The following is a 14,461-nucleotide window of genomic DNA, read 5'->3' on the forward strand; positions in this document are numbered from 1 at the left end:
GGGTGCCGTGGACAATATGCTGAAGTAACTACGCCAAAAGGCAAATATGGTTGCTGCGAGAAGTGCGACAATGAAAAGCCAAGCGTGACGATACGGCATTTTGGCCCCCCAACGTATCGCGGCCGTTCCAGGCCGACCGGACGGTGGATACAATAGGTCACGAACGAAGTCCTGAACTATCGGTAGCCGATCCTGGGAACGCCCGTTTTCAGCCCAAGCCAGTCAAGCACACCCGGGGCTTCGGCAATGCCGGCATCTGACCCGCCATCGAAATCGGCAGCCAAGTCAAAATGGCTGATGCCCAAGCCTACCGCTTCGATGAGGCCGATGCCGATCATTATCAAAAATGAAGCGCTGAAAATGGCATATTCTGGTGTCAAGAATAGGGTAAGCATGTTCGCGGCATATCATCTGGTGATGAATGAATATAGCACGCAATCAACGTGAATTTCTGACTGCGCGGATCTCTTGCAGAAACGTACAGCTCTTCGCAGAAGACGATGCTGCGATATGCCATATGATGTGCGCGATGCCCAGACCGAGCAGTAGCTGACTGTAACGGGCTTGTGACTGCTCAGCAGGGCTGTGTAGCGACGCGATCGCTTTTTGTTCAATCCTCCAACAGAACGTCCAAGGTTATCGTCGGCAGGATTGATGACCGACACTCTCCCGATTGTCGTGAAACGAGGATCAGAAGCGCACGCCCACGGTGGCCATGATATTGCGCGGCGCACCCACAAAACAATCGCCGCGCGCCAAGCAGGACGCGAAAAAGCGGTTGTTGAGCAGGTTGGTCGCGTTGAGCGCGAAGCGCCAGCGCTTCCAGTTGATTTCGGCGAGCGCATCGACCGTAGTGCGCGACGGCGTGACGAGCGTGTAGAGCGCACCCGCGGGAATCGCAGGATTGAGCCCATAGGGGTCGAGCGGGCCGGTTGATTTGCTCTTGCCGCTATAGACGACGCCCGCGCCCAGGCGCAGTTGCGCTTCGTGTACGAGGCCGAAAGTCTTTGCCGACCAGATGGAGGCAATGTGGCGCGGCATATAATCGAGGCTTGTATTCACCTCGGAGCGAAGCTGGTTATAGCCGTAATTGACCAGCAACTCGAAATTGTCGGGAAGCGTATGGCTGGCCTCAAGCTCGAGGCCCTTGGTCGTCAGTTCGCCGGATTGGGTGGTGGCATTGTTCGCCAGATAGAGGACGCGGTTGCGCTCCTTGATATGAAATCCCGTGACAGTGATCAGCGTGTTAGGCTCCGGCTGCCATTTGACGCCCGCTTCGAACTGGGTGCCGGTTTGCGGTTTGTAGGGATCGCCAATGCTGCCATCGCTGTTCATAATGGAACCGGCAACCGGCAGGAAGCTCTCGGTATAGCTGAAAAAGGGCGAGACGCCTGCGCCCAATTCTCCGATGATGCCGGCGCGGAAGGTGGTGGCCTTGTCTTCCTGTCCGGCAGAACCGGTCACGCGGTCGCGCCGCGCGCCCAGGACGACGGAGACGCGGTCGAAGAACCGAATCTGATCCTGAACATAGACGCCAAGCTGCTTCTGCGATTCATAGGTAAAGGGGCCGCTGGGATCATAGGTCAACAACGCGTCGTAATCGATATCATAGAGATCGACCGTTTCGAATCCGCCCGCATAGCGCTTGCCGACCTTGTTCCAGCTATAGTCCACGCCGGCGAGCAACACATGCTCGATATTGGCACCCGTGTTGAACTTGAACTGCAGGTTGTTGTCGGTCGAGAAGACATTCATCCGCGCATCGCTGGCGTCGGCATAGAGGCCGATGGTCCGACCGTCGGTGCCATAGACCGAAAAGGGATCGGTCGGATACGTGTAACTGTCGGCATAATGCGTGAAATATTCAAGATCGCTGTCGATGTAGCGGGCCTTCACGCTCAGGCGAATATTGTCCGAGAAGCTGTGGGTGATGGAGCCACCACCCTGCAATGAGCGGCCATTGTAACGGTCCCAGCCAGCCTTGCCGACGAAGGTGAAGCGATCGAGCCGGCCGCCCGGGTTGGCGGGGTTCGGCCTGAAGGTGCCCACGATTGGCAGGAATTGGGAGGTGGAGCCAGTGTCATCCTCCTGATAGAGACCGGTCAGCACGATGTCTGTATCGGGGGTTGGCTGCCAGCGGATCGATGGTGCGAACATCACGCGATCGTCGGGAACATGATCGACATAAGTGTCAGCGTTACGAACGCGGCCGACGGCGCGGATCGCCAAAGTGTCCGACAGAGCAAAATTCACGTCGCCCAGCAATTCCTTGCGATCATAGCTGCCATAGACCGCGCTGATTTCGCCGCGCGTTTCGAACTCAGGAGTCTTGGTGACCAAATTGACGAGGCCGCCGATCGAGCCTTGGCCAAACAGCACCGACGCGGGTCCACGCACGATCTCTACCCGGGAGAAATTGTACGGGTCCGACGTGATGCTGGCGTAATAAGAGAAGATATCGCGCATCCCGTCGCGGAACTGGAGCGCGTCGATACCGCGGATGTTGAACCCGTCCACCCGGGTGTCGCGGCCATAGGGATTGGCAAGAACCCCTGCGGCATATTTCACGGTGTCGCTTATGCTGATCGCGCCTTGGGAGAGATATTGTTGTGACGTGATGACCGTGATGGGCTGGGGCAATTCGATCAGCGGCGTTTCCGTCTTCGTGCCCGCACTGGCGGCGGTGACGACAATCGTGTTGCTGTCCTCGTCCGTCAGCGCGCCCTCATTGGCCCAAGCCGGCTGAATGGCAAAAGCACCGACCAACCCTGCCATCATGAACATTTTTGCCATTGTGCGCTCTCTATTCCGCTGCATCATTATGTGCACGCCGCCTAATCTTATTGCGATCAAGTATCAATAGCATTTTTCTTGCCATGTGCGCGCAGCCTGCTTATCGAAATCGAATGTTGGCACCGACGGAAAAACCGCGCGCTTCCCGCCGCCGCCTGTGGATGCGCTTCGTCCTGGCCGGACCAGTTGCGATCATTGTCGCTTTGACGCTGCTGGCCGGGATGCCCTTATGGTTGCCCGGCGGCGCCGCCGGCATCGACAATCTTGCCGTGCCACTCGCGCTCGCGCCGCTGATCTGGGCCGGCTTGTTCTTCCATGCGTGCCTTGATCGGAGTCTTGCGCGCATCGCCCTGGTCGCGGCTGCGCTCTTCCTGGTGCACGGGGGACTCGTCGCCTCGCGCATGATTGCAACGGTCCCGACGGCGGAGAAAGCCAAATGATCCATTTGAAGAAGGACGAGACCAAGGCGATGGTGGCGGTCCACGGCTGGTCCGGCATCCTGCTGGGTATGTTGCTTTATGCCGTGGTGCTGACGGGCACCGCCGCGGTGTTTGCTGCAGAGATCGGGGCTTGGTCGGCGGGCCACGTTACGACGCAGTCCGTTTTCGAAAAGCCGATCGACGCCACAGTGCGTCGCCTGGCGGCGTTGACGCCGGCCAAATATCATGAGGGCGTCAACCTGTTCGAGGTCGGCGATCACGGCCTTGGTGCCTTCTTTCACCGGCACGAGACGGACGCTGAGGGAATGCCGATCGAACGCGGCATCTATTACCAGCTCAAAGGCGATGGCCGGATCGACCGCACCACTTTCGGTGCCGGCGATGAGGTGTTCGGCCCGCGCAATGATGACGCACTCAGCAGCTTTCTGGTCGATACCCATGTCCGGCTGCATGTGCCCAATCCCTGGGGGCTGCTGCTGACCGGCATATTGGGTCTTGCCATGCTGGTGGCGGCGATTTCGGGATTGCTGATCCACCGGCATCTTTTCAAGGACATCTTCACCCTGCGCACCCGCGCCAATCCGGCGCTGGCTGACCGCGATCGTCACAGCGTCGCGGGCACCTGGAGTTTGCCCTTTGCCTTCGTGCTGGCTTTCACCGGTAGTTTCTTCTCTTTCTTCGGCACCATCGGCGTACCCATCGTGGCCATGGCTGCGTTCAACGGCGATGTTCAGGCAATGAGCGATGCGGTGTTCGGCAATCCGGGGGAGCCCGATCCGCGCCCGGCCGCCATCGGCAATCTCGACCGCATAACAGCGGATTCCATCCGCCGCACCGGTAGCGCGCCAACCTTCGTCGCGATCGAGAATTTCGGCCGGGCGGACGCGAAGATCACCAGCTATCACAACCCCAAGGCCAGCGACATCGAGCCGGTCTCCCTGCTATATGACGGCGCAACGGGGTCTTTCGCTTATGCCAAGCCTGCCGTCGGCACGCGCCCGTCGGTTGGCGGAACGCTAACGGGAATCATGGGGCCGCTGCATTTCGGCAATTTTGCCGGCATGTTATCGAAGGCGATATGGTTCGGGCTGGGTTTCGCCATGTGCTACGTCACCTTCACCGGAATGCGATTATGGATCGTTCGGCGGAGCGAAGACACGCGTTCATTGGCCTGGTTGGAGCGGACGCTGACCGTCGTCGGCTTCGGCCTGCCTTTGGGGCTGATCGTATCCGCTGCCGCTTTTTTGATCGCTATGCCACTCGGATTGGCGGTTTACTGGACGACCTCGGCATTTCTCATCGCATCAGCTTTGGTCATCCTGATGGGGATTTTCGCGCCCTCCAATGATGTGCTCGCCATCATGATAAAGGGCACCATGGGGCTCACCATGCTTGCTTTGCCGCTGTTGCGCTTGTTCGCCGCTCATGGTCCCGGATGGGGTGAAGCGATCTCCGTTGGCCAATCGATCATCGCGGCGCTCGACATCGCCTTTTTGCTGACCGGCATCTGGCTGGTTCGCGGCTGCCGGGCGGCGGTTCGCGTGCAGCGAGAGGCCAAGCCCGGCCTGGGACGTGCGGCGCAAGCATGATGATGCTTACGACCCTGACCGCGCTCCTTCTTTCGGCAGGTCCGATTCTTTTTCTCTGCATCGGCGATCCCAAGCGGCGGCGATCGATGGAAAAGAAAAGCAACGGGATGGCTGCCAATAAGCGTCGGATACTGGTGGCCACAGCCTGTCTGCCGGGACTTGGCTGTGCACTGGTCGGTGATACCGCCGCCTTCCTGATGTGGCTCGGCGGATGCGCCTTGGCTGGATGGGCGGCAGCCTTTTGCTTTCGCGCAGTGGTTCGCGCTGACGTCAGTTAGGCCGGGGATACGACCTTATCCTGTGGGATGACCGCGATATCGTGAGAGGGACGGCTCAGGCCGCTGGAACGATCACATGCTCTGGCCTTGGCAGCGCGTGCAGCAGCAACCAGACCGTCCAGCCACTCCTGATGGCCGTTGATCATCGGGTTCGGCATCGCCTTAGCGGGTTCCTTCGCAGGTGCGCCGTTCTGCGTCTCCTGGGTCAAGATACGGACGCGACCACCTGAAAGGCCTTCGATCAACCAGGCATGGTGCACGTCCAGGCGGCTGTCGCCTTCGCCCGACCAGCCATGCCAGGCCAAGCGCGCCGGCTGTCCCGCCACAGGCGGCACATGCTCGACCACTTGGGAATCAACCGGAAAGCCGAAGGTCTTAAAGAAGAAGCGAATGCCGGGCTCAAGTTCATGCTACAATGAGTGAAGGGAATCGAATTATTCGGTATGAATGCTAGAAATCAGCTGATTTCCAACTGCCAAATAATATAAGGCCACCGATTAAGCCCCCAAATTATTTTGCTGCCGGTCTAATTGAGTAGCGATCATCACCCAGGATGAAGCGTGTTAAGTCTATACAGCATTCGTGAACGGCATCAAACCAGTTCAGCCCTCACTCCAGCCTGGCGACCGCTCTGCGGCACCGGGCCAGGGAGCGCTTCATGTGATACTGAACGGCCTTGTGGGTGATGCCCAGTTGCTCCGCGATTTCTCTATAGGTCCTGCGTTGTAAACGGTGCATCAGGAAGATGCGCCGGGTTCTGGATGGCAAAGCGAGCAGCGCCCGACGAGAGACCCGCCGCAAATCCATTTCTTCGATCCGCCCCGTCTGTTCTGGGCGCACTGGGGCATCTCGTCCCTCGTCCAGCGAAAAGAAAATGGCCTGATCCCGGACATATCGCCGCGCGCGCTCTATCAGCAGATTGCGCGCGATCGTTGCCAGATAGGCTGGGGGATTCTCGATCCTTTCCAACGTCCCACTGCGAAGCAACCGCGTGAATGCGTCCTGCACCAGATCGGGCGCGGCGTCAGGGCCAACCCTTCGTCGAAAATAGTGAAGCAGTTGCCGGTGTTCAGACCGATAGACGGCCTCGAACGCGGCATTCGAGCCGGGCGCATTCATGACAATACCCCCTGACGTTCGCACGCACTCAGCGGTGCGTCGCGCGATGCGCGGAAGAGGGTGATGCCCGCTTCTATCCGGTCGAGGATGAAGGTGTCGCGCTCGGCCCGCGCGATACGGATATCGGCCTTTGAGTAGATTTCGACATTGACCGCGCAACGGTCGCCAAGCTCGCTACCGATGACCTCGCGGGCGCGCTGCCAGCAACAATCATCGGCGAACAGCGGATGATTGACGATGATCCACAGTTCGTAATCGGAAAAGTCGATCGACCGCTTGTCTTCGTACCAGGATCGCCGCGCATAGGGACCGATCAGGATGATCTGCCTGATCTTCCCCGGCTTAGGCGCTTGCACCTGAGCCGGATCGAAACAGCTTCGCAGAATGCGCGTGATCCGGTCGATCTCGCGCTGCTTGCGCCGGATTAGGTGGCCAACGCGCGCCATCACGACTTCGTGCGCGTAAACGTCGTTTGTTTTTGGGTTAGTCATTTGCAGCTCGCACAGCGGCGGTCCGCGCATTGATGCGCGGATGTGCAAGCGGTGTCCGCTATGGGCCGCCGCAGCGGCTTTCAGCAACCGTCCGACGCTCGGCCGGACCTACATGATGCCTGGCAGGAAAATCCTCGGGATGACCGCCAGTCATTCCATCCCGTAACGGCCATTGTGCCAGAATCGGAGAGTTTGGGCAAGCTGGGCAGTCAGCACGGATTTGGCTCAAAGCAGCCCTTCTCGAAGCGACCACTTGCGGACATGGCTTCATCGTCATCCCGGACTTGATCCGGGATCCCGCTCTTTTTCAGGCAAGCGTTTCGAACATATCGTGCCATTGGGCATTGCTCTGCTCGATCAGGGCAAACTTCCATTCCCGTCGCCAGCGCTTGATGCGCTTTTCATGGGGGCGATGCACTGAAGGATATCATCGCCGCGCTCCGCCCACACAAGTCGGGTTAGCCTATATCGCGTGCAGAAATCCGATCCCTCATTACGCCGATGCTGATAAACGCGGGCTGCAAGATGCGTCGTGACACCGACATACATCGTGCCGCGATAACGATCGGCCATAATGTAGACCCAACCGCCTTTCCTTTCACTTCCCATACGCAAAACTTGAAGAAAAGCGGGACCCCGGGTCAAGCCCGGGGTGACGAGGAAGGTGAGCGTGATACCAAAACCCGACAGTCCGCTTCCCACCAAAGCTCGACGGCCAGCCAACGCCTATGCGATAAAGCTATCTCAAAGCGGACGGGCGGGTTTGGAGCGAAAAAGCAGACCATCACAAATCGACCCTTTGTTGCCGCTCGGGGCAGATTAGACGTTTCCCGATAGCGAACTATTGGCGACAAGCATCAGCATCGCTTTTGCGAGAATACACTACCCCGCCCCCATCAGCGGCAATTTGGATGCGTCCGGCATATTCTTCTGGATGCCTCATTCGATCTCTGTTCTTACCGGGCGCGGGCAGCAACGGCCAGAAGAAGCCGATGCCTCGCGTAGAAAGGAATTGGTAGTGTCCAGTCGGCATACGCTTCAGCAGCAATGCAGGCCGCACATTTAGCTGATAGCTCGTCTTGGAAGGCTCAGCGATATAGCTAAACTTGCGACGGGCAGGCTCGATGATATAAATCGCATCCTCGCGGATATCGAGGGGCGGGGCATTGGCAGCGACATAACATCCCCACACCAATCGCTGATTAATGGGTTCAGGGCGCAGGAATATTGCTGCGAGGAGCAGCAGTACGACAAGGGGTATAAAGATGATCCCCCAACCAACGACCTTGGCCTTCAGTGGAACGTCTTGGAAAAGCGATGCTGCCATAACCACAGTATGCCAAGGCTGACATCAATCGTCACGACCCAACGTCAGCTATCGTCGCTTTGTTACTCAAAAGCCGACGGCCCGCAATCCACCAAAGTTTGCCGTTCCGCGCGGCCTGCCCGGCTATCGACGGACGGCTTCTTCCAGTTCCGCGATCTTGTCGGTGCAGACTTGGTGGACGATGCGGCCCAATTCTTCGACGCGTCCGCCGAGCCAGGCCAGCTCCTCTTCGCTGATCTTGTAGTGTTTGGAGTAGCGCGCCTTAGTGTAGGCTTCCTTCAATTTTTGAAACATCGCGCGTTCGCTGCGATTGCTCTCGGGCCAGACGCCATGAAGGCGGCGGTCAAGTCCTTCGGCAAGCGAGCGCAGGAAGGCGATGTTGTGATTGTACGGGGTATAGTTCGTCAGAGTAAGCAAAACACAGGAATAAAGGCGCTCAGTTGCCTGATGCAGTTCAAAGGCCGCAATTTTTCCGCGCCCTTTTTCAATCGCATGTTTTGCCTGATCGTAGAAATCTGACGAACTGGTAAGCCATTCTTCGAAATATTCTTTCGCGGCGACGAGTGCCTGCTCCGGTGTCTTCGGCTTGGGCGTGGTCAGTTGGCGATCGTCGGCCTCGTAAAGCGCAACACCATCCTTTGCGACCTCCATGAAGAACACGCGACCATGCGCGAGCCCGTCATTCACCTCATGCAGGCTGTGCACGATGAAGTTGACCGGGGTGCGCAGGGTCTTCTCGATCGTATAGGCGCGGATCAGCCGTTCCTCAGCCTTCGCCCAATAGGCCGCGCGGTCGGTCAGTTCCTGCTGGCTGACGATGATGAGGATGTCATAGTCGGATTTATACTGGTTCGCCGACAATGGCGCATCGACCCAGTCGCCGCGCGCGTGGCTGCCAAACAGGATGATTTTCAAAATGCGCCCGCCCTTGCGGCGTCCGGTCGCATTCTCGTTTGCCTGGCCGAACTCGTCGAAAATGATCTCGACAATGCGCTCAAGCTCGCGCTGCTTGGCCGCAGGAAGATGGTCGAGGTCGGTTCGCATGGTCATGAATCTTCGGGAATTCGTTGCGCTTTGGCAAGGGCAATCGGAAGTTTTGGCACGGTCCAGGGACTCAACTACAAACTCCGATATGAAGCTGAGCACTTTGATCAGTCCATTCTTAAAACCCACAATGTCGCAAATACCTTCCCTTAACTCACAAATTGTAGCGCAATGTTCGAAAGAGCGCGGCTTATACCCAAAGACCGGCTCGATAAGCTACCAACGGCGAACCCTTCTTTTCATTCTATCAAAAGAAGGAATATTCCATTATACCTTCTTTTCGAGCTTCGCTAGGAAAGGTTGTCTGTTTTGACGAAGGGTGTGGATTGGAGCACGAGACTTTGCCGCGTCGTTGAAACAACCGCAGGAGGTGAGCGCGTCCGCGCGCTCGTTCCGCCTCCATTACCACCCAGGCCGCCAATCGCACTCGCCAAGCTATCGCGCCTGCATGATGAGGCCAATCGCGCGCTCGGTCGGCTGGACGGCGTGACGACCATTTTGCCTGATGCCGACCTGTTCCTTTATGCGTATGTTCGCAAAGAGGCAGTGCTTTCCTCACAGATTGAAGGCACCCAGTCTTCGCTTTCAGACCTGTTGCTCTTCGAGAATGAGGCCTCGCCGGGTGTGCCGCTCGACGATGTGCAGGAAGTGTCGAATTATGTCGCGGCCATGCGTCACGGCCTTGCTCGGCTACGCGAAGGCTTCCCGTTGTCGTTGCGATTGATTCGCGAAATGCACACGGAATTGCTCTCCAGAGGGCGCGGCTCCACCAAACAACCTGGTGAGTTTCGCACCACGCAAAACTGGATTGGCGGCACGCGCCCCGGCACGGCGACGTTCGTGCCACCACCGGTTAACGAATTGGGTGCCTGCCTCGATGCGTTCGAAAAATATCTCCATGCCGAAGAACAGGATTTGCCGCTTCTCATTCGGATCGGCATGGCTCATGTCCAGTTCGAGACGATACATCCCTTTCTGGATGGCAACGGGCGGATTGGGCGGCTCCTCATCGCATTGTGGCTCTGCGAAGCCAAAGTGATCCACGAACCGATTCTATATCTCAGCCTCTATTTCAAGACGCACCGGCAAACCTATTATGAACTCTTGCAACGGGTTCGTGATCGGGGGGATTGGGAGGCTTGGCTGGTCTTCTTCCTCGAAGGCGTTGTCGAAACTGCCGATCAGGCAGTGGATGCAGCACGACGCCTTCGCGGCCTCTTTGCCGATGATCGCATAAAGATCGAAGGGCTGGGCCGCGCGACGGGCTCAGCGCTGCGGGTTCATCAAATGATGCAATCGCGCCCCATATTATCGGTGCCTATGGCGGCGCAGCAATTGAGCCTATCACTTCCGACTGTCAGGGACTCAGTGCGGCATCTTGTCGATCTCGGTATCTTGAAGGAAATCACTGGCCGCAAGCGTGATCGCCAGTTCGCCTATCAAACTTATCTCGATGTCCTATCCGAAGGCACGGAACCTCGCGCGGGCTAGTTGGAAAATTCCCGCTCATTTGATCTGCGCTCCTGATCATTATCAACAAGTAGGGCCTTGCGCATTAGCCACTTTGTACGGCTTTTCCTTGGGCTTAGCGCTCCGGATTCCGGTGTCTGTCAGCGCCATTGAGGCCCTCGCTGCGGATGGGGGCTTCGCGAGGCCCCCAAATTAGGCCCCCATCGGCCGCAATTGCAGGCAGACGACGGCATTCGCCGACAATCGGAGAATGCTTTAAAGTACAGGAAAATAGGGGATTTTTCAGCTGTTGGCGGTCATCGTCAAACAGGATTTGGAGCGGGTGAAGGGAATCGAACCCTCGTCGTAAGCATGGGAAGCTTCTGCTCTGCCATTGAGCTACACCCGCAAAGCCATGATATCGCAACCCGATATCATGACGGCGCCCTGAAAGTCGCTGACCGACTTTACCGGAGGCGGGGACGCTATCGCCGCGGTGGCGGGGGATGTCAACGGCGCTGGGATCGATAGTTGGGCGTGACGGCGCGTGCGGACGGCGATAGTCCTTCCGGACCAATTCTTGAATGACGGGCAAAATAGAATGATCGACGGCGCGCACGCACCTCTGTTTGGCGCCATCGAGGCTGGCGGCACGAAATTCGTCTGCGGCGTGGGCAGCGCGGCGCTGGGGTCGCTGGAGAGCGCGACCATCCCGACGCGCGATCCCGACGCCACTTTTGCCGATGTGCGCGCCTTTTTTGATAGGGCGGCGCGGCATGGGCCGGTCGGCGCGATCGGGATCGGCAGCTTCGGCCCGCTGCAGCTTGATCCCGCAGCGGCAGACTTCGGGCAGATTCTGCGCACGCCCAAGCCCGGATGGACCGGTGTCGATCTGCCGGGCCGCGTGCGCGCGTTCAGCGGCGTGCAGGTCGCGCTCGATACCGATGTCAACGCCGCCGCGCTGGCTGAGGCGGCGGCTGCAGGGCCGAATATCGGCACGCTTGCTTATGTCACGGTGGGAACGGGCATCGGGGTCGGGATCGTGATCGATGGCAGGCCGGTGCATGGGCTGGGCCATCCCGAGGCGGGGCATATGCTGCTGCGCCGCCACGAAGCCCATGCCGGCTTTGCGGGCATCTGCCCGTTTCACGGCGATTGTCTGGAAGGGCTGGCGAGCGGCCCCGCAGTGGCAGCGCATTGGGGGGCGTCACCCTCATCTTTTCCGGACGCTCATCCATTCTGGGATATGGAGGCCTATTATCTCGCCCAATTGTGCGCCACGCTGTTTCTGACGGTCGCGCCGATGCGGATCGTCCTAGGCGGCGGGGTGATGAAGCAGCAGGCTTTTTTCGCACGAATCCGCGCCAGGACGCTTCACCTGCTTGGGGGCTATGTCGGCGCGCTTGACGACATGGCGGCGATGGACAAGCGGATCGTCCCGCCGCTATGCGCTGAGCCTCCGGGCCTGATCGGGACCTATATTCTGGCGGAACGGATCGCCGCCGGAGGGTTACCCCGTCCCGCTGAATGATCGCCGTGAGTCACATGTTTGACATGAGGTGATGCCAAAGACGCTCATCTTTTAATCGGCGATCCAATCAGATGGTGGCTTGGGAACGGACCAATATTGGGATCGTAAGAGCCCTGCTCGTCATTTTGGCGATTCTGGGATTGGGCGGTGGTGCCCCGGCCTTTGCCGAGAAAGGGCCGGCCGCCGTCGATTATGCGCAACCCGCCATGCCGCTGGCAGACGCGCTCAGGCGATTCGCCAGAGTGACCGGCTATGATGTGGTCTTCCAGGAAAGCTTGCACGATCACGTTCGAGCGGGAAACGCTCTAAGAGTAGCGCGGCCCGGCCGGATACGTCGATCGATCGTGTCCGGCCATGGTTTCAAAATATTGGAGATGTGCCGCTGGCATCTCGATGACGGCCGGGGGGGGGCAATTACCCGCCGGGCACCACGATCTGCCGGATGGCCTGACCATCGGCGAGACTGTCGAGCAGATCATTGATTTCCGACAGCGGACTGATCGATGTCAGGAGTTTCTCCACCGGCAATCGTCCGGACTGCCACATGGCGATATAGCGGGGAATGTCGCGGGCCGGTATGGCCGATCCCATGTAGGAGCCGATCAGGGTCTTGCCTTCTGCGACCAGCGAGACCGCCGGTATGTCGAATGTCTCGGCCGGATTGGGGAGGCCCACGGTTACGATGCGCCCGCCGCGCCGCGCCGCCGCATAGGCTGCCTTCAGCACCACAGCCTTGCCGACCGTCTCGATCACGACATCGGCACCGCCTTCGGGAAAGGCGTTCCTGATGTCATCGTCTTGCTCCGGCGCGAACGCCATCGCGCCAAGCTCCGTTGCAATGGCCCGCTTTTCAGCCGATGGATCGATCGCCACCAGGATGCCGGCACCGGCGGCCCGCGCTGCGAGGAGCGCGGAAAGCCCCACGCCGCCCAGGCCATAGATGAGTATATTCTCGCCGGGACGAAGCGCTGCCGAATTGATCACCGCGCCCGCGCCGGTCAGCACCGCACAGCCGAACAGCGCTGCGATATGCGCCGGAATATCCCGGCTGATTTTCACGGCCGAACGGCGATCCACGACCACATGCGTGGCGAAAGCCGATACCCCCAGGTGATGATGAACATCATGGCCGCACTTGTCATGCAGACGATGACCGCCGTTCAGCAATCGCCCGGCACCATTCGCCGCCGCGCCCTCCGGGCACATATAGGGTTCGCCGGCCTTGCACCGGATACACTCGCCACAAGAGGGAAGAAATGTGAGGATGACCCGGTCGCCCAGGGAAAAACCCTTGTCGTCCTTTGTGCCCAGGGCTTCGACGATCCCAGTGGCTTCATGGCCAAGCGCCATGGGCATCGGCCTGGGGCGATCGCCGTTGACGACCGATAAATCAGAATGACACAGGCCGGCCGCGTCTATGCGAACCAGAAGTTCGCCCGGAGCGGGTGGATCCAATACCAGCGTTTCCAGGCTGAGCGGCTGATTCTGCGCATAGGGGCGCGTATTGTCGCCCGTCTGCTTCAATACGGCGGCGGTGATTTCCATCATCTTGCCCACTTCTTTTCGAAATCCCAGACTTCCTGGAAGCCGATCATGCCGCAAAATTCCTTGAAGTTGAATATCGGCATATCGGCAGGTTCGCCGTCTCCCTGATCCCGCAGCTTGATGAACGCGGACTCGATGGCGGCGGCGGCGATCAGGCTGGAAAGCGCGGGGTAGATGGCAAAGGCATAGCCGATGTCCTTCAGCACATCGCCCGTCAGGATCGGGGTCGAGCCGCCATTGGCCATGTTTGCCATGACGGGCTTTTCGAAGGTGGAGCAGGCCAGACGCATTTCCGCCTCGCTCTCCATCGCTTCGGGAAAGAGAATGTCGGCACCCGCTTTCGAATAGGCTTCGAGACGGCGCAAGACGCTGTCCATGCCTTCCGATTGGCGCGCATCGGTGCGGGCGATGATGAGCATGTCTTCGCGCGTGTCAGCGGCGACCTTGATCTTGTCGACCATGTCCTCGATCGGGATCACGCGGCGATTGGGCGTGTGGCCGCATTTCTTTGGAAATTCCTGATCCTCGATCTGGATCGCCGAAACGCCCGCCGCCTCATAGCCCTTTACGGTGTGCTGCACGTTCAGCAGCCCGCCAAAGCCGGTGTCGGCGTCGGCGATGAGCGCTGCCTTGCTGGTTTTTTTCAGTGTGGCTTGGCGGTCGAGCATCTGGGTGTAGGATACCAGGCCGGCATCCGGCAGGCCATAGGCCGACGCCGTCAGCCAGTAGCCACTGCCATAGACGATATCGAAGCCCACGCGATCGGCGATCACGGCGGTGATCATGTCGTGAATGCCCGGCACCACGAAGAATTCCTTCAGCGCCAATTTGTCACGCAGGCGGGTATCGGCCATT

Annotated in this window: 14 protein-coding genes, 1 tRNA gene and 1 pseudogene; 5 read left to right on the top strand and 11 right to left on the bottom strand. The window is 59.0% G+C overall.

Features of this window, described 5'->3' with window-relative positions:
• Positions 1 to 176: 176 nt before the first annotated feature.
• Positions 177 to 395 (bottom strand): hypothetical protein, encoded by a 219-nt coding sequence (locus FHS49_RS18360; RefSeq protein ID WP_184021764.1) that lies wholly within the window; start codon positions 393 to 395, stop codon positions 177 to 179.
• Between the two features lie 295 nt (positions 396 to 690).
• On the bottom strand, positions 691 to 2,793 hold the full coding sequence (locus FHS49_RS18365) for a TonB-dependent siderophore receptor (RefSeq protein WP_425502729.1): 2,103 nt from the start codon (positions 2,791 to 2,793) through the stop codon (positions 691 to 693).
• Positions 2,794 to 2,906: 113 nt separating this feature from the next.
• Here FHS49_RS18365 and FHS49_RS18370 point away from each other — a divergent pair, with 113 nt between their 5' ends.
• From FHS49_RS18370 to FHS49_RS18380, 3 genes are read left to right on the top strand one after another with little or no spacing between them, the layout of a single operon-like run.
• Positions 2,907 to 3,233, top strand: coding sequence for a hypothetical protein (locus FHS49_RS18370; protein ID WP_184021767.1), 327 nt, complete (start codon positions 2,907 to 2,909; stop codon positions 3,231 to 3,233).
• Complete coding sequence (locus FHS49_RS18375) at positions 3,230 to 4,822, top strand: PepSY-associated TM helix domain-containing protein (RefSeq protein ID WP_184021770.1); 1,593 nt, start codon at positions 3,230 to 3,232, stop codon at positions 4,820 to 4,822. The genes FHS49_RS18370 and FHS49_RS18375 overlap by 4 nt, the downstream gene beginning before the upstream one ends.
• A complete protein-coding gene (locus FHS49_RS18380; protein WP_184021773.1) occupies positions 4,819 to 5,100 on the top strand; it encodes a hypothetical protein in 282 nt (93 codons plus the stop codon). The genes FHS49_RS18375 and FHS49_RS18380 overlap by 4 nt, the downstream gene beginning before the upstream one ends.
• On the opposite strand, the gene FHS49_RS18385 is transcribed toward FHS49_RS18380, so the two are convergent.
• The 6 genes and pseudogenes from FHS49_RS18385 to FHS49_RS18410 all read right to left on the bottom strand — a co-directional run bounded on the left by FHS49_RS18385 (position 5,097) and on the right by FHS49_RS18410 (position 9,081).
• Positions 5,097 to 5,426 (bottom strand): SRPBCC family protein, encoded by a 330-nt coding sequence (locus FHS49_RS18385; protein ID WP_221240584.1) that lies wholly within the window; start codon positions 5,424 to 5,426, stop codon positions 5,097 to 5,099. The two genes, FHS49_RS18380 and FHS49_RS18385, sit on opposite strands and share 4 nt — an antisense overlap.
• Positions 5,427 to 5,709: 283 nt before the next feature.
• Positions 5,710 to 6,219, bottom strand: a complete 510-nt coding sequence (locus FHS49_RS18390) for a sigma-70 family RNA polymerase sigma factor (protein WP_184021776.1) — start codon at positions 6,217 to 6,219, stop codon at positions 5,710 to 5,712.
• Positions 6,216 to 6,740 carry a hypothetical protein gene (locus tag FHS49_RS18395; RefSeq protein ID WP_246351030.1) on the bottom strand — a complete coding sequence of 175 codons (525 nt, stop codon included), beginning with the start codon at positions 6,738 to 6,740 and terminating at the stop codon, positions 6,216 to 6,218. Before FHS49_RS18395 ends, FHS49_RS18390 begins: the two co-directional genes overlap by 4 nt.
• Positions 6,741 to 7,017: 277 nt before the next feature.
• Positions 7,018 to 7,319: pseudogene (locus FHS49_RS18400) on the bottom strand (GIY-YIG nuclease family protein).
• A gap of 232 nt (positions 7,320 to 7,551) precedes the next feature.
• Positions 7,552 to 8,037 (bottom strand): hypothetical protein, encoded by a 486-nt coding sequence (locus tag FHS49_RS18405; protein ID WP_184021779.1) that lies wholly within the window; start codon positions 8,035 to 8,037, stop codon positions 7,552 to 7,554.
• Positions 8,038 to 8,160: 123 nt separating this feature from the next.
• Positions 8,161 to 9,081, bottom strand: a complete 921-nt coding sequence (locus tag FHS49_RS18410; protein ID WP_184021848.1) for a nucleotidyltransferase and HEPN domain-containing protein — start codon at positions 9,079 to 9,081, stop codon at positions 8,161 to 8,163.
• Between the two features lie 321 nt (positions 9,082 to 9,402).
• Here FHS49_RS18410 and FHS49_RS18415 point away from each other — a divergent pair, with 321 nt between their 5' ends.
• The gene (locus FHS49_RS18415; protein WP_184021850.1) at positions 9,403 to 10,572 is read left to right on the top strand and encodes a Fic/DOC family N-terminal domain-containing protein; all 1,170 of its coding nucleotides are present in this window, start codon (positions 9,403 to 9,405) and stop codon (positions 10,570 to 10,572) included.
• Between the two features lie 293 nt (positions 10,573 to 10,865).
• On the opposite strand, the gene FHS49_RS18420 is transcribed toward FHS49_RS18415, so the two are convergent.
• A tRNA-Gly gene (locus tag FHS49_RS18420) sits at positions 10,866 to 10,939 on the bottom strand.
• A 192-nt stretch (positions 10,940 to 11,131) separates the two neighbouring features.
• On the opposite strand from FHS49_RS18420, the gene FHS49_RS18425 reads away from it, so the two are divergent.
• Entirely contained in the window at positions 11,132 to 12,061 is a 930-nt protein-coding gene (locus tag FHS49_RS18425) for an ROK family protein (protein WP_246351033.1), read from the top strand.
• Between the two features lie 414 nt (positions 12,062 to 12,475).
• Here the strand turns inward: FHS49_RS18425 and FHS49_RS18430 are convergent, their stop codons facing one another.
• Positions 12,476 to 13,609 carry a zinc-binding dehydrogenase gene (locus tag FHS49_RS18430; protein WP_246351036.1) on the bottom strand — a complete coding sequence of 378 codons (1,134 nt, stop codon included), beginning with the start codon at positions 13,607 to 13,609 and terminating at the stop codon, positions 12,476 to 12,478.
• Positions 13,606 to 14,460 (bottom strand): isocitrate lyase/PEP mutase family protein, encoded by an 855-nt coding sequence (locus tag FHS49_RS18435; RefSeq protein WP_184021782.1) that lies wholly within the window; start codon positions 14,458 to 14,460, stop codon positions 13,606 to 13,608. The genes FHS49_RS18430 and FHS49_RS18435 overlap by 4 nt, the downstream gene beginning before the upstream one ends.
• Position 14,461 lies beyond the last annotated feature (1 nt).

The organism is Sphingobium boeckii (assembly GCF_014199215.1).
In the GTDB taxonomy this organism is placed as follows: domain Bacteria; phylum Pseudomonadota; class Alphaproteobacteria; order Sphingomonadales; family Sphingomonadaceae; genus Sphingobium_A; species Sphingobium_A boeckii.

Excerpts from the sequence above, each read along its gene's own strand:
- FHS49_RS18360 (WP_184021764.1), bottom strand. The coding sequence starts at position 395 with ATGCTTACCCTATTCTTGACACCAGAATATGCCATTTTCAGCGCTTCA.
- FHS49_RS18430 (WP_246351036.1), bottom strand. The coding sequence starts at position 13,609 with ATGATGGAAATCACCGCCGCCGTATTGAAGCAGACGGGCGACAATACG.
- FHS49_RS18375 (WP_184021770.1), top strand. The coding sequence starts at position 3,230 with ATGATCCATTTGAAGAAGGACGAGACCAAGGCGATGGTGGCGGTCCAC.
- FHS49_RS18395 (WP_246351030.1), bottom strand. The coding sequence starts at position 6,740 with ATGCGCGGACCGCCGCTGTGCGAGCTGCAAATGACTAACCCAAAAACA.
- FHS49_RS18425 (WP_246351033.1), top strand. The coding sequence starts at position 11,132 with ATGATCGACGGCGCGCACGCACCTCTGTTTGGCGCCATCGAGGCTGGC.
- FHS49_RS18405 (WP_184021779.1), bottom strand. The coding sequence starts at position 8,037 with ATGGCAGCATCGCTTTTCCAAGACGTTCCACTGAAGGCCAAGGTCGTT.
- FHS49_RS18370 (WP_184021767.1), top strand. The coding sequence starts at position 2,907 with ATGTTGGCACCGACGGAAAAACCGCGCGCTTCCCGCCGCCGCCTGTGG.
- FHS49_RS18365 (WP_425502729.1), bottom strand. The coding sequence starts at position 2,793 with ATGGCAAAAATGTTCATGATGGCAGGGTTGGTCGGTGCTTTTGCCATT.
- FHS49_RS18390 (WP_184021776.1), bottom strand. The coding sequence starts at position 6,219 with ATGAATGCGCCCGGCTCGAATGCCGCGTTCGAGGCCGTCTATCGGTCT.
- FHS49_RS18410 (WP_184021848.1), bottom strand. The coding sequence starts at position 9,081 with ATGCGAACCGACCTCGACCATCTTCCTGCGGCCAAGCAGCGCGAGCTT.
- FHS49_RS18435 (WP_184021782.1), bottom strand. The coding sequence starts at position 14,460 with ATGGCCGATACCCGCCTGCGTGACAAATTGGCGCTGAAGGAATTCTTC.
- FHS49_RS18380 (WP_184021773.1), top strand. The coding sequence starts at position 4,819 with ATGATGATGCTTACGACCCTGACCGCGCTCCTTCTTTCGGCAGGTCCG.